General features: G+C 68.3%; 13 protein-coding genes. 7 read left to right on the forward strand and 6 right to left on the reverse strand.

Features of this window, described 5'->3' with window-relative positions; translation table 11 throughout:
* Positions 1 to 18: 18 nt before the first annotated feature.
* Positions 19 to 990 (reverse strand): fatty acid desaturase family protein, encoded by a 972-nt coding sequence (locus IU449_RS11395; RefSeq protein WP_228803907.1) that lies wholly within the window; start codon positions 988 to 990, stop codon positions 19 to 21.
* A 234-nt stretch (positions 991 to 1,224) separates the two neighbouring features.
* A complete protein-coding gene (locus IU449_RS11400; protein ID WP_195001780.1) occupies positions 1,225 to 2,229 on the reverse strand; it encodes a DUF2797 domain-containing protein in 1,005 nt (334 codons plus the stop codon).
* Positions 2,230 to 2,323: 94 nt separating this feature from the next.
* Between IU449_RS11400 and IU449_RS11405 the strand changes: the two genes are divergently transcribed.
* Positions 2,324 to 2,515: a hypothetical protein gene (locus IU449_RS11405; RefSeq protein WP_228804684.1), complete on the forward strand. Its 192-nt coding sequence runs from the start codon at positions 2,324 to 2,326 to the stop codon at positions 2,513 to 2,515.
* Positions 2,516 to 2,539: 24 nt separating this feature from the next.
* On the opposite strand, the gene IU449_RS11410 is transcribed toward IU449_RS11405, so the two are convergent.
* Together IU449_RS11410 and IU449_RS11415 are read right to left on the reverse strand one after the other, a co-directional pair.
* Positions 2,540 to 3,340: an SDR family NAD(P)-dependent oxidoreductase gene (locus tag IU449_RS11410; protein WP_195001781.1), complete on the reverse strand. Its 801-nt coding sequence runs from the start codon at positions 3,338 to 3,340 to the stop codon at positions 2,540 to 2,542.
* Between the two features lie 2 nt (positions 3,341 to 3,342).
* On the reverse strand, positions 3,343 to 3,921 hold the full coding sequence (locus IU449_RS11415) for a hypothetical protein (protein ID WP_195001782.1): 579 nt from the start codon (positions 3,919 to 3,921) through the stop codon (positions 3,343 to 3,345).
* 180 nt (positions 3,922 to 4,101) lie between these two features.
* Between IU449_RS11415 and IU449_RS11420 the strand changes: the two genes are divergently transcribed.
* Both IU449_RS11420 and IU449_RS28990 read left to right on the forward strand, forming a co-directional pair.
* Positions 4,102 to 4,803 carry a TetR/AcrR family transcriptional regulator gene (locus IU449_RS11420; protein WP_195001783.1) on the forward strand — a complete coding sequence of 234 codons (702 nt, stop codon included), beginning with the start codon at positions 4,102 to 4,104 and terminating at the stop codon, positions 4,801 to 4,803.
* 244 nt (positions 4,804 to 5,047) lie between these two features.
* Positions 5,048 to 6,031, forward strand: coding sequence for a uracil-DNA glycosylase (locus tag IU449_RS28990; RefSeq protein WP_228803910.1), 984 nt, complete (start codon positions 5,048 to 5,050; stop codon positions 6,029 to 6,031).
* A gap of 21 nt (positions 6,032 to 6,052) precedes the next feature.
* On the opposite strand, the gene IU449_RS11430 is transcribed toward IU449_RS28990, so the two are convergent.
* On the reverse strand, positions 6,053 to 6,667 hold the full coding sequence (locus IU449_RS11430) for a helix-turn-helix domain-containing protein (protein ID WP_324188188.1): 615 nt from the start codon (positions 6,665 to 6,667) through the stop codon (positions 6,053 to 6,055).
* Positions 6,668 to 6,765: 98 nt separating this feature from the next.
* On the opposite strand from IU449_RS11430, the gene IU449_RS11435 reads away from it, so the two are divergent.
* From IU449_RS11435 to IU449_RS11450, 4 genes are read left to right on the forward strand one after another with little or no spacing between them, the layout of a single operon-like run.
* The gene (locus IU449_RS11435; protein WP_195001784.1) at positions 6,766 to 7,659 is read left to right on the forward strand and encodes a metal-dependent hydrolase; all 894 of its coding nucleotides are present in this window, start codon (positions 6,766 to 6,768) and stop codon (positions 7,657 to 7,659) included.
* Between the two features lie 32 nt (positions 7,660 to 7,691).
* Positions 7,692 to 8,696, forward strand: a complete 1,005-nt coding sequence (locus tag IU449_RS11440; protein WP_195002501.1) for a PDR/VanB family oxidoreductase — start codon at positions 7,692 to 7,694, stop codon at positions 8,694 to 8,696.
* Positions 8,697 to 8,751: 55 nt separating this feature from the next.
* The gene (locus IU449_RS11445; protein ID WP_195001785.1) at positions 8,752 to 10,218 is read left to right on the forward strand and encodes a flavin-containing monooxygenase; all 1,467 of its coding nucleotides are present in this window, start codon (positions 8,752 to 8,754) and stop codon (positions 10,216 to 10,218) included.
* Positions 10,215 to 11,099 carry a short-chain dehydrogenase/reductase gene (locus IU449_RS11450; protein ID WP_195001786.1) on the forward strand — a complete coding sequence of 295 codons (885 nt, stop codon included), beginning with the start codon at positions 10,215 to 10,217 and terminating at the stop codon, positions 11,097 to 11,099. Before IU449_RS11445 ends, IU449_RS11450 begins: the two co-directional genes overlap by 4 nt.
* A 178-nt stretch (positions 11,100 to 11,277) precedes the next feature.
* On the opposite strand, the gene IU449_RS11455 is transcribed toward IU449_RS11450, so the two are convergent.
* A complete protein-coding gene (locus IU449_RS11455) occupies positions 11,278 to 12,438 on the reverse strand; it encodes a hypothetical protein (protein ID WP_195001787.1) in 1,161 nt (386 codons plus the stop codon).
* Positions 12,439 to 12,444: the final 6 nt, after the last annotated feature.

A 12,444-nucleotide genomic window follows, 5' to 3' on the forward strand; every position in this document is an offset into this window, starting at 1 on the left:
GGGACGGTGTTTCGGACGTCAGCTCCGTGATCGAGCGAACAGGCCGATCCGATGCAGGAATCCCACCGCCTGCCGATAGGAGTCGATCAGCCCGACCTGGTGATAGGGCACCCCGATCTCGGCGCAGTACGCGATGACCACGGGCTGGGCGCGCCGGAGATTGCCGCGCGGCATCGACGGGAACAGGTGGTGCTCGATCTGGTAGTTGAGCCCGCCCATGGCGGCGTCCAGCACCCATCCACCGCGCACCGTGCGTGAGGTCAGCACCTGCCTGCGCAGATAGTCGACCGTGTCCTCGGCCGAGAAGACGGCCATGCCTTTGTGATTGGGCGCGAACACACACCCCATGTAGAACCCGAATGCCGCCTGGTGCACGGCGAGGAACGCCACCGCCTGCACCGGCGTCAGCACGGCGAACGCCACGACCACGAGCCCGGCCAGATGCGCGAACAGCAACAGACCTTCGGCGAGCCGGTTCGGGATGTCACCGCCGAGCACCGCCCGAACGCTCTTGTTGTGCAGACTGAACGCCTCCAGGCACACCAGCGGGAAGAACAGCCAGCCCTGATAGCGGAAGATCCAGCGCCGGAAGGTGCGTTCGGCGCGCGCCCGCTCCTCGGAATGCACCAGGACGCCGGTGATGTCCGGGTCGGCGCCTTCGGTGTTGGGATGGGCATGGTGACGGTTGTGACTGCTGGTCCACCATCCGATGCTCACCCCGATACCGAGATTGCCCACCAGCAGCCCGTACAGGTAGTTCGCCCGCCGCGTCGCGAAGATCTGCCGATGCCCGGCATCGTGGCCGAGAAAGGCGAACTGCGGAAGGATCGCGCCGAGGAAGGCGGCGGTGAGCAGCTGCCACCAGGTGGCGCCGAGTACGAAGAACACGCCCCATCCGACGATCGATGCCCCCGCCACCACGGCGGTCCGCACCAGGTGATACGACGGCCGCCGCTCCATCAGCCCGGCATCGCGGACCCGTCGAAGCAATACCGCATAGTCGCTACCGTTTCCACGCGCCGGGGCGTGGGCCACCGGCCCTCCGGCGGATACCGTCGTCAATTTTTTTCGCGCCCGTTCGCTCCGGTGGACCCTGCGTCCCCGCTCACCGAACCGTATCGGGCCGCGGATGTCCACTCGAACGCGGGCCGGGTTCCGCGACGCCGACGCAGAGCGGGGCCCTCCGGTGGCCGAAACCGTCCTCGGCAGAGCTGTTCCGCTCGATCAGAACAGGCCGATCTGCGTCGCGGAAGGTTTGTTCTCGATGGCATCGTCCAGCGTGATCCGCCGCCCGATGAACGGGGATTCGTTGACCAGTACCAGCTCCGCCGATCCGTCGCTCTCGCGGCAAAGCAAAGTGTGCCCGTGCGCGTCGACAGCGTCGAGGACATACTCTCCGGGCCCGCTCGGCGGCGGCGCTACCTCGAGGAACCGCCCGTATTCCTGCAGCCGACGATAGAACCGCCTGCCCCCGGTCCAGGGCTCGGACAATATCGTCGTGCCGGCGGGAAGCTGGTCCACCGCCTGGGAGACCGCCGTCTCCAGCGTGCGTTCCAGCTTCGGCCAGTCCTCCAGCACCCCGGTCAGGGCGGCCATCTTGGCCCTGATGGTCACCGCTTCCGCGAGCCCGGCCGCCGACACCAGCCGTTCCAGTTCGCGCACATGCAGTCCGTCGGGCGAGGACGCCACGAAACGCGCCAGCAGGGCACCCTGTTCGTACAACCGCTTGTTCCGCCGGGTCAGTGTGGCGGTGCCCACCTTGCATTCCCCGTTGCCGAAGCACGCGATATAGAGCAGGTGCGGCTGCCCGATGTATTCGCGGATCTGCAGCGGCAGTTCCGCCAGAGCGCCGCGATGCCGGTGCACGACCGAGAAGCCCTCGCGGAGCCGGCAGCGGTCGCACTGCCTGCCGCTGGTCACCTCGGCGCCCCGCGCACACGGCAGCCGATCGCCGACACCGCCGTCGAAGGTGAAATAGCCCAGACACCAGCGCTTTTCATCACAGATGCGGAAGGCCAGCCGGTGACCGGCGCCGGGTATCTCCTCGAACGAGCCGTCCGGGGAGATCATCTGGTGGTACCAGCTGCCGTCGTCACGCCAGCGCAGTCCGCCGTACAGAAATGCCCCCGCCGGAAATGCCGCGCCTGCCACGATCCCGCTCCCTTTCACCCGAACAGATGACAGTACCTGGGCACAAACGATGAGACGATACGTCCGCCGCCGCGGCATTCGCGCTCGTCGCGGCGATCCTCCCGGCTTCTACCCGATCGGAACCGCACGGAAGAGGAGAAATGTCGCTGCCCTCGTCACCCGGCGGACCATCGTGACCTCCGAGCCGGACTACGTCCACGCAGACGACGCGCGGGTCGAGACCATGTGCAAGGTCAGGGTCATCGGGCTCGACTACAGCCGCGCGGTGGAACTGCTTCGCCTGCATTCGAACTGCGTGGCCGACGAATGCGATGTCCACCTCGCCTGCGCCGTCCACGTCGCCGACTGGCTGTACGGCCGTTGAACCGGCACGTCGCGTGCGGAGAAATCAGGACCGCGCGATGTACCCGGCTCGGTCGGCGTGATTCACCCCGTCGAGCAACCGCCGACCGTCGACCAGCCCGCGCAGCCGATCCATGACCGCTTCCGGCACGGCTTCTTCGACGACCCCCATCGCGCCGACCCAGCGCGGCAGGACGATCTCGCGGCGCCCGCTCCTGGCGGAATCGACTATCGCCGCGGCGACGTCGACAGGGTCCAGAGTCGGCACGCCGCGGGTGGACAGGCCGGAAGTGAGCTCGGTGCGCACCGCGGAGGGCAGGACTGTGGAGACAGTGACCTCGGTATGCGCGATCTCCGCGCGCACTGCCCGTGACAGCGCGACCACCGCGGACTTGCTCGCGTTGTAGGTGGCCGCACCGGGGACGGTGATCTTGCCTGCCATGGATGCCACGTTGACGATGTGCCCGGTGTTGCGCGCCATCATCGTGGGCAGCACCAGTCGCATGCCGATGACGACACCGGTGAGGTCGATCGCGATCTCCCGAAGGTGTTCGCCGACATCGAGATCGACGAAACGCCCCACGTGCATGACACCGGCGTTGTTGACCAGCATGGACACCGGGCGCCCCGGCGCGGCGAGAAACTCCTGGAACGATGCCGGATCGGTGACGTCGAGCCGGTGTGCCCGGACCCCGAGTTCACGCGCGGTCCGATCGGCGACCGCGGCGTCGATGTCGCCGATCCACACCTGCGCCCCTTGCTCGGCGAGCAATCGCGCGGTTTCCCGGCCGATCCCCCGTGCCGCGCCGGTGACACACGCGACCGCGCCCTCGAGATCGATGGCCATGATCAGCGACCACCGAGTTCGGGCCGCAGGGCGAAGTAGCCCGACAGCACATGACCTCCGGACGGCCCGGGCACGGTCGCACGCCCCAGGTAGACACCTGGCACGATCTGGACCAGCTCGTCGATGACGTCGGCCAGCAACGCCACCCCGGAAGGATTGTGGTACTCCGGGCGGTTGTAGGTGATCGCGACTACGTCGACGTGCGGTTCCACCACTCCGCGCGCGACGGCGGTGTCGAACGGGAAGCTCGTCACCTGCCCGCCCTCGCGGCGCATCCATCGCGGATTGAGCACTGCCACAGCGGGCGCCGCCCACCACTTGACGCGGTTGTAGCCGCCGCCTCCGGGATGGAAGGTCTTCCCGGTCCACGGGCAGTTGGCCGCCAGGATCGCGTTGGCGATGCCCTCGAGCGGAATGTGGCGCATTCTGCCGACCGGGATGCCTTCGGTGCGGGTGCGGGGAGCCTCCGCCACGCCATGACCGAAGAGTTCCGCCAGAGCGGCTCGGTCGTCGGCGTCGCCCAGTTCGCGTATCCACTCCCACGCGAGCTCTTGCGCACGACGCGGATCGGTACCGGTCATCTCCCGAAGCGTCGTCAGACGGGACCGGCTCCGCCGCGCCTGATCAGGGGTTTCCGCACGCACCATGGATGTCCTCCTTCGAACAGTATCTAGAACCATTTCGTTCTAGATATCATGTAGAACTGTATGGTTCCAGATCCTCGTTTGTCAACGGCCGGAGGCGCGCAGGATGATGCGAGGATGGCGAACACGCAGGTACGCAGCTATGCCGGGCAGACCGGCGCCGAGCGGGTTCAACAGCGACGCCAGGCCCTCATCGAAGCCGCGCTGGATGCGACCGACCTGCCGGGCGGGTGGCGCAATCTGACGGTCGACCGCCTCGCCCGCGGCGCGGGCCTGAGCAAGCGGTACTTCTACGAGAGCTTCACCGACCTCGACGACCTCGTGACAGCCACGGTCGACCACACCTTCGCCGAACTGCAGGAGGCGGGACTGTCCGCCTTGGGCGTCTACACCGACATCGCCGAATTGGCCCGTGCGACCATCGCCGCGGTCGTCGTACACCTCACCGACGACCCCCGGCGGGCCCGGTTGATCTTCGGTGAGATGAGCGCGAGCGAGGCCGTCCAGCACCGACGCAGCCAAGCCATGCGGCACATCGCCGCCGTGCTGGTCGCGCACGCCCGGATACTCCACAATGCGGGCGACCGCACCGACACCATCATCGACACCGCGGCGACCTTCCTCATCGGTGGCACCGGCCAGACGATCATGAGCTGGTTGCGCGGCGAATTGGATTGCACCCGTGAAGAACTCGTCGACGACCTCACCAGCCTGTGGCTCATCACCGGCAACGGCGCGGCCGAGCACGCGTGGCGCAGGCAGCCCGCCACGGAACAACTTCAACCGGAATCCATTCCCGACCTACCCGCATCCGACTGATCGATCCGACTCCACGCCCTGATCGCGCGCAGCGTGCCGTCGCGAAAGCTCGCTTCCGTCCGAAGGGGACGCTCCACCGGGCCGAAGAGCCCCGATGACCAGCACTCGGGTACCGAGTTCGACGCAGGTCGGGCCAGCGACAGCAGACCAACAGCGCTACTCTCATGATTCGACCGACCCGACATTGCGGACAGGTCGAGCAATACCGTCGGCGTAACCGCCGACCAGGAACGGAGTGTCACTGATGGCGATCGGCAAGAGCACGCCCCGCGGAATCGTTCAGCGGGCCAAAGCCACGCTCACGCGTTTCCTACCCAAGCGGGCAGACGGCTCGGTCGCCGAGCCGGCGGATGCCCCGGCGAACGCCGCCCCAGCGGATATCTCGCCCGCGGACAAGGAATCCACGACGGTGCAGCCGCCGCAACCGGCAGCAGCGGTGGAACCGCCGAAGCCCGCTCCCGTGGCGGCTGTCGAGCAGACCGCTGCGCCGACAGCGGAGAACGCGGCCGTCGAGATCGTCCTCGCCGAGGAAGCGGTCGCGGAACTCGCGGCCGCCACTGTCACCGTGAGTTCCGCGGCGACCGGAACGGCGACACTCGTCGCCCGCCGCATGAGCGACCCGGCGTACCGGCAAGCACAGTACGCGGACCGCTATGCGGGACGCGTCGCACCGATCAACCGTCTCATCGACGAACTGGTCGAAGAATCCGGCGAATGGATGCCCTACGTCGCCCCGGTGTACGGCGGCACCGAAGCGCGTCTGCTCACCCTGTTCCGTGACCCCGGTCCGAAGACCAAGGTGGACAAAGGCAGCGGCATGCTCTCCCTGGAGAACGACGATCAATCCGCCGAACGCTTCCTGAGCTTCTTCGAGGAAGCGGGCATGCTGGTCGATGATCTGATGACCTGGAACACCTATCCCTGGTACATCAATCGCAAGCCGAGCGCCGCCGAGATCGACCGCGGCCTCGAGCCGCTCGAGCGCGTCATCGCCCTGTTGCCCGAGCTGACCGTCGTCATGGCCCACGGCGGCGACGCGCAAACAGCCTGGCGGCGTTTCGAACGCAAGAACCCCGCCGTCGCGGAGAAGTTCCTCGTCATCCCCACCTACCACACCAGCAAGCAAGCGCTGTTCACGCCGGATCCGGACGTCCGCGCCGCGCGCGAAGCGAAACTCCGCGACGACTTCGCCCGTGCGGCAGCGCATCTCGCTTCCCGGAAGACGTAGCGGCGCCCGTTCCGCGGGTTCTCAGCCCTTGACGATGGGGAGCAGATAGGCGCGCGCGAAGGCCGCCATCTCTTCCTCGTCGTGGAACTGTCCCGCGCCGTAGGGCGCGAGGATCAGTGAATGCACCATGCGGCAGATCAACTCCGCGCGCACGGACAGGTCCGGCGCGGCTCTCAGCAGGCCGCGATCCACCGCGCGCTGCAGCGCCGTCGCCGTCGCCGCGACACACATGGCGAAGGTGGTCGCGCCCTCGGCGGTCAGCTTCATGATGACGCGTTCGGGCTCGAGCGCCATCATCCGCTCGACGAGTGGGTTGGTCCGCCAGCGGGTGAGCACGGTGACGAAAATGTCGGTGACCAGGTCGTCCACGGTGTCGTGGCGCTCGGCGATCTCGGCGAGCTCGGTGAGCACGGCCGTGACCTCCCGGCCGACCACGGCCATCACGACATCGTCGCGCGAGCCCATCCGCCGGTAGACGGTGACCCGGTCGACGCCCGCCTGGCGGGCGATGTCCTCGATGGTCGTCTTCTTGACGCCGACCTTCTGGAACCGGACGAACGCCGCGTCGAGGATGCGCGCCTCGATGCCGTCGACGGCATTGTCCCGGGTAGAGGCAGTTTTCGGCGCACTGATCACATCGTCCACGCTAACAGAGCAGACCCCGGCTGCAACATTCTCGAAAAATTTGTTGCTGCAACATTGCAATGCAAAATGTTGCGATGTACGTTCGCTCCATGGCTGAGACAGCAGGCGCAACGAGGCGCCCCTACCGCGACGAGGCGCACGCGATCAACGCACGCGACGTGCACTTCGACTTCTCCACCGTGCCCATGCACTACATCCCCGGCGAAGTGCTGGCCACCCACATCATCAACGTGATGCATCTGCTGCTGCCCGAAGGCGAACGGGCGATGGCGCAGGCGCTGGCCGAGTCGCTGCCCTACATCGACGACGAACGCCTGCGCGAGGAGGTCACCGGCTTCGTCGGCCAGGAGACCATGCACGCCGCCACCCACGAGGCCGCGCGCAAGCATCTGCAATCGCTCGGTCTCGACGTCGACTCCTATATCGCCAGGATCGGCTGGGCGGTGGATCGAATCCTCGGCGATCACGGGCTCAGCGGCCGCGCCAAGGAGGAATGGCTGAAGGAGCGTCTCGGCCTGTTCGCCGGCATGGAGCACTACACCGCTGTATTCGGCGAATGGCTGCTCAACGCCGAAGTGCTCGAGCGCAAGGGCATGCATCCGGCCATGCTCGACCTGGTGCGCTGGCACGGCGCGGAGGAAGTCGAGCACCGCAGCGTCGTCTACGACGCGTTCATGCACGTCGACGGCAGTTACGCCCGCAAGGCCCGCACGGCGCTGGTCGCGAGCGCGACGCTGCTGCCGCTGTTCATCCTGTCGGCCGGATACATGTACCGGAAGGACCCGTCGCCGGACAAGGGCCGGTTCTGGGGCTGGCAGTTCGTCAGCGCCACCCGCAGGAAGGTGATCCCGAGCTGGACCTCGTTCTTCACCGAGGTCCCGCGCTACCTGCGGCCGGGATTCCACCCCTCCCAGCTGGGTCCGATGGACACGGCGCTGCGCTACCTCGCGCACTCGCCCGCGGCCAGGGCGGCGCAGCAGTGAGCGCGGCTACCGACGTGCCCGCTGGGCTGCGGATGCTCGGCGGCGTGATCGACGTCTACAAGCACCTGTTCGTGTCGGGTCCCGCCGCGACCGTACTGTCGCGGCCGAACCCGGTGCGGCGCGCGGGCTTCGACCTCGATCTGGTAGTCGAGTCCGTGACGCAGGAGGCCGATGACGTGGTCGGCGTGACGCTGCGAGCGCCCGGCAGCGGACAACTGCCGAGCTGGCGGCCCGGCTCGCACCTGGACGTGTTCCTGCCCTCGGGCCGTCAGCGGCAGTACTCGCTGTGCGGCGACCCGGCCGACCGGCACCGCTATCGGATCGCGGTCCGCCGCATAGCCGACGGGGAGGGCGGTTCCCTGGAGATCCACCAGACGCTGCGGGCGGGCGACACCTTGCACGTCCGCGGGCCGCGCAATGCCTTCCCCCTCGTCGACGCGCCGTCCTACCTGTTCCTCGCGGGCGGCATCGGGATCACCCCGATCCTGCCGATGGCGCGGGCGGCGGGCGCGCGCGGACAGCTGATCTACACCGGACGCACCCGCTCGGCCATGCCGTTCCTGGCCGAACTGCCCGCGAACGCCGACATCAGGCCGGACGACGAGCGCGGCGTGCCTGTAGTCGAGGAGCTGATCGCCCGTGCCGAGCCCGGCGCGGCGGTCTACGTCTGCGGCCCCCCGCCCATGCTCGAGGCAGCCCAGCGGTGCAAGTTCGAACTCGATCCCACCGGTTCCCTGCACACCGAACGTTTCTCCGCCCTCCCGGTCACCGACGGCAGGCCGTTCCGGATCGAACTGGCCCGCTCACGCAAGGCGGTGCGGGTCGAGGCGAACGAGACCGCGCTGAGCGCGATCCGCCGCGTCGCACCGGACGTCACCTACTCCTGCCGTCAGGGGTTCTGCGGAACCTGCCGGGCAGGCGTGCTCGCCGGCGAGGTGGACCACCGCGACCGGCTGCTGACCGACGCCGAGCGCGGCGATCGGATGCTCATCTGCGTCTCCCGCGCGGCGGGCGACGAACTCGTGCTCGATCTCTGATCCCCGCGAAAGGACAACGGTGTCCGAGAAAATCAAGACACAGAAGGAATCGCCGGTGAGCACAGCCATCGAGCACAAAGACATCGCCATCGTCGGCGCCGGCTTCGGCGGCATCGGCCTGGCGATCAAACTCCGCGAGGCCGGGTTCGACGATCTGGTGATCCTGGAGCGCGCGAACGACCTCGGCGGCACCTGGCAGGCCAACACCTACCCCGGCTGCGCGTGCGATGTCCCCTCCCACCTGTACAGCTACTCCTTCGCGCCGAACCCGGACTGGTCGCGGACCTACGGCAAGCAGCCGGAGATCCTCGAATACATCCGCTCGGTCGCGCAGCGATTCGACGTGGTCGGCCACATCCGGTTCGGCACGGAGCTGATCGACGCCCGCTGGGACGAGGATGCCTCGCTCTGGCGGATCGAAACCTCCCGCGGCGCGCTCACCGCCGATTACCTGCTCTCCGCCGCCGGAGTCTTCGCCGAGGCGAAGTATCCCGAACTGCCCGGTCTGGACACCTTCGCGGGCACCGCGTTCCATTCGCTGCACTGGGACCACGACCACGACCTCACCGGCGAGCGGGTCGCGGTCATCGGCACCGGCGCCTCCGCCGTGCAGTTCGTGCCCGAGATCCAGCCGAAAGTCGGCAACCTGCTGCTCTTCCAGCGCTCCGCGCCCTGGATCGTCCCCCGGATGGACCGCGCCACGCTGGGAGCCGAGAAGCTGCTCCTGCGCGCGTTGCCGATGATGCAGAAGACGATTCGGGGCGGCTGGTACGCGACGATCGAGGCGTTCGGCCTGATCTCGTTGGTGGACAAGCGTTTCCGGCACCCCTACGAGGCCATCTCGAAGCTGCACCTGCGACGCCAGGTGCGCGACCCGCGGCTGCGCGAGAAGCTGACCCCCGACTACGTGATCGGCTGCAAGCGCGCGATCTTCTCCGACGCGTACTTCCCGGCGCTGGACCAGCCGAATGTCGAGGTGATCACCGAGTCCATCGCGGAGGTACGGCCGCATTCGATCGTGCTGCGCGACGGATCCGAGCACGAGGTCGACACCATCATCTTCGGCACCGGTTTCGACCCGATCCCGTCGGTGTTCGACCGCTACCACGGGCGCGACGGCCGCACCCTGGCGCAGCTGTATCACGAGCAGCCGCAGAGCTATCTGGGTATCACCCTCGCCGGGTTCCCCAACTTCTTCTGCACACTCGGCCCGTTCGGCGCGGTGGGCAACCAGTCGGCCATCTACATGATCGAATCCCAGATCACCTACATCGTCGATGCCCTGAGCACGCTGCGCCGCCGCGGCGCCCGCAGTGTGGAACTGCGTCCGCAGGTCCAGCGGCGGTTCGTGGAGGAGATGCAGGAGCGCAGCACGTCCACGGTCTGGCTCACCGGCGGATGCCAGACGTACTACACCACCCCCGACGGCCGCCACAACGCCGGCCTGTATCCGAACTGGAGCTTCGAATACCGCCGCCGCACTGCCGGTTTCGACGCCGAATCCTACGAGGTGCACGCATGATCGACATCGCCGGACTGCTCGGGCGCGCGGGCCTGGGCTCGACGCGCTACGACGTCGACGGCCGGGTAGCGCTGATCACCGGAGCCGGTCAGGGCATCGGCCGCGCACTGGCAGCCATTCTGCATCAACGCGGCGCCCGTATCGCGGCGGTCGATATCGATGCCGCCGCGGCGGCAGGCACCGCGGCGCGACTCGGCTCCAACGCGGTGGGCATCGGCGCGGACGTGGCCGACCGGGCCGCGATGGAAAACGTTGTCACCCAGGTGCTCGACGAATTCGGTCGATTGGACATCGTGGTCGCCAACGCGGGCGTCGTTCCCGAACCCGCGACCCTGCGCACCATGACCGGATCGGCGTTCGACCGAGTGCTGGCCATCAACCTCACCGGCGTGTACAACACCGTGCACCCGGCGCTGGACCAGATCGTCGCCCAACGCGGACACGTGGTGGTCGTCTCCTCGTGCGCGGCGTTCACCCCTGGCATGGCCGGCTCGCCGTACATGATCAGCAAGGCCGCCGTCGAGCAGTTGGGCCGCGCCTTGCGGGTGGAGCTGGCCGGGTTCGGCGCGACGGCGGGCGTCGCGTATTTCGGCGTCGTGGAGACCGAGATGACGCACAACACTCTCGACCGCGACAGCATCGGCCACGAACTCGACGAGCTGATGCCCTGGCCGCTCAACGTCCGCATCACCGCGACCGAGGCAGCCACCGTCATCGCCGACGGCATCGCCCGCCGCGCGCCGCGCACCATCGCACCGCTCGGGTGGGGGCCCTACGCGCTGCTGCGCGGCGTGGTCAATGTCGTGCTCGACAGCCGGCTTGCCGCAGATCCCCGCATGCACGAGCTGATTCGGCACGTCGAGCAGCGGGCGCGAGCATGAGTGACCCCGCTGCGGTCGCGGTGTGACGCGAACGGCTGCGAGGGCATCGCCACGCCGATCGGCCGCCTGGTCGACGGAGTCGTCGAGGATTCCGGCCGGATGGATGCCGTGCGCCGCCCTGCCGGAGCGATCGCCGAGGCAGACGGGACGCCGAACCAGGACACCGCGCGGCGAGAACTCAGCGGTGGCCGGAATGGTCGTGCGCGCAGGTGTCGGTGCGGCGGCCCTCGGCCGAGGCGGCCGCCTGCCCGGCGCCGTGACCTTCCAACGCTGCGAAGGGACCGCACTGGTGCGCGGCGATCCACACGTGCACCATCGGATTGCCCGCACCGGGGTTGATCGAGTGCGGCGGGCAGGTGCCCTGGGCGTCGGTGACACCGGCGACCTGTGGACCGTTGTCGCCCGCTTTCCAGCACAGGTTGTCGTGCACGTGCCACTGCATCAGGGCCCCACCGTAGTTCGTCAGCTCGGGGTCGTCGATCTTCTTGCCGTCGGCGATGTACATGGCGGAGACCAGCGTGCGGTTCGCGCCGTCGACCCGGTAGACGAGCGACTCGGGGCGGGTGGCATCCAGGAAGCCGTCGTCGCGGAGGTAGCCGAAGTTGACGTAGTGCTCGTATCCGGTGGCGGCGTCGCCGATGGACCGGAAGCCGAGCGCGCCGGCGGAGTCGACGCCGGCGAACGCGGGCAGGTTGTCGAGAGTGCTGCGGATCAGCGCGGTCGCGCGCTGTTCCTGTTCGGCGGTCACGCCGGGGACACCGGAGACATCGATCGGTTGCGCCGGGTCGAACGGGCGCGGCCACTGCGCTGCCACGTCCTGGTCGCCGTGACCGTGTGCGGCCGGGTCGGCGTGCGCGTGACCACCGTCGTGACTGTGCACATGGCCGACCCCGTCGAGCATCGCCGCCACGGCCAGCACCCCCGCCGCCCCCGCGGCGAACCCGGTGCGCAGCGCGGGCAGCTGGGCTCGCGGCCGCAGCAGCGCGGTACCCGCGCCGCCCACCACGGCCAGCAACCCCAGCATCGCGCACACGGTGTCGAGCATCTGTGGCGCTTCCGCGACATCCAACCCGTCGATCCACGGCACACCGGCGAACCGGGTGTAGGCCCACATGGAGACAGCGAACAGATCGACCCCGATCATCGAGACGGCGACGAATCGGCGATTGCTCGACAGCGCGAGTACACCCACCGCGCACTGCGCTGCCGCCAGCACGACCATGAGCCGCGCCAGGGTGGCGTGCTCGGTGTGCAGGCCCGCGGCGAACAGATGCAGCGCACCCGCCCCGATCGACGCCGCTCCGCCGAGTAGTAGGAATCCGTTTCTCGCGTTGATCATCGCCGC

It is taken from the genome of Nocardia higoensis, from assembly GCF_015477835.1.
Taxonomy (GTDB): Bacteria; Actinomycetota; Actinomycetes; order Mycobacteriales; family Mycobacteriaceae; genus Nocardia; species Nocardia higoensis_A.

Excerpts from the sequence above, each read along its gene's own strand:
- IU449_RS11400 (WP_195001780.1), bottom strand. The coding sequence starts at position 2,229 with ATGCCGCGGCGGCGGACGTATCGTCTCATCGTTTGTGCCCAGGTACTG.
- IU449_RS11410 (WP_195001781.1), bottom strand. The coding sequence starts at position 3,340 with ATGGCCATCGATCTCGAGGGCGCGGTCGCGTGTGTCACCGGCGCGGCA.
- IU449_RS11415 (WP_195001782.1), bottom strand. The coding sequence starts at position 3,921 with ATGACCGGTACCGATCCGCGTCGTGCGCAAGAGCTCGCGTGGGAGTGG.
- IU449_RS11420 (WP_195001783.1), top strand. The coding sequence starts at position 4,102 with ATGGCGAACACGCAGGTACGCAGCTATGCCGGGCAGACCGGCGCCGAG.
- IU449_RS28990 (WP_228803910.1), top strand. The coding sequence starts at position 5,048 with ATGGCGATCGGCAAGAGCACGCCCCGCGGAATCGTTCAGCGGGCCAAA.
- IU449_RS11435 (WP_195001784.1), top strand. The coding sequence starts at position 6,766 with ATGGCTGAGACAGCAGGCGCAACGAGGCGCCCCTACCGCGACGAGGCG.
- IU449_RS11440 (WP_195002501.1), top strand. The coding sequence starts at position 7,692 with ATGCTCGGCGGCGTGATCGACGTCTACAAGCACCTGTTCGTGTCGGGT.
- IU449_RS11450 (WP_195001786.1), top strand. The coding sequence starts at position 10,215 with ATGATCGACATCGCCGGACTGCTCGGGCGCGCGGGCCTGGGCTCGACG.
- IU449_RS11455 (WP_195001787.1), bottom strand. The coding sequence starts at position 12,438 with ATGATCAACGCGAGAAACGGATTCCTACTACTCGGCGGAGCGGCGTCG.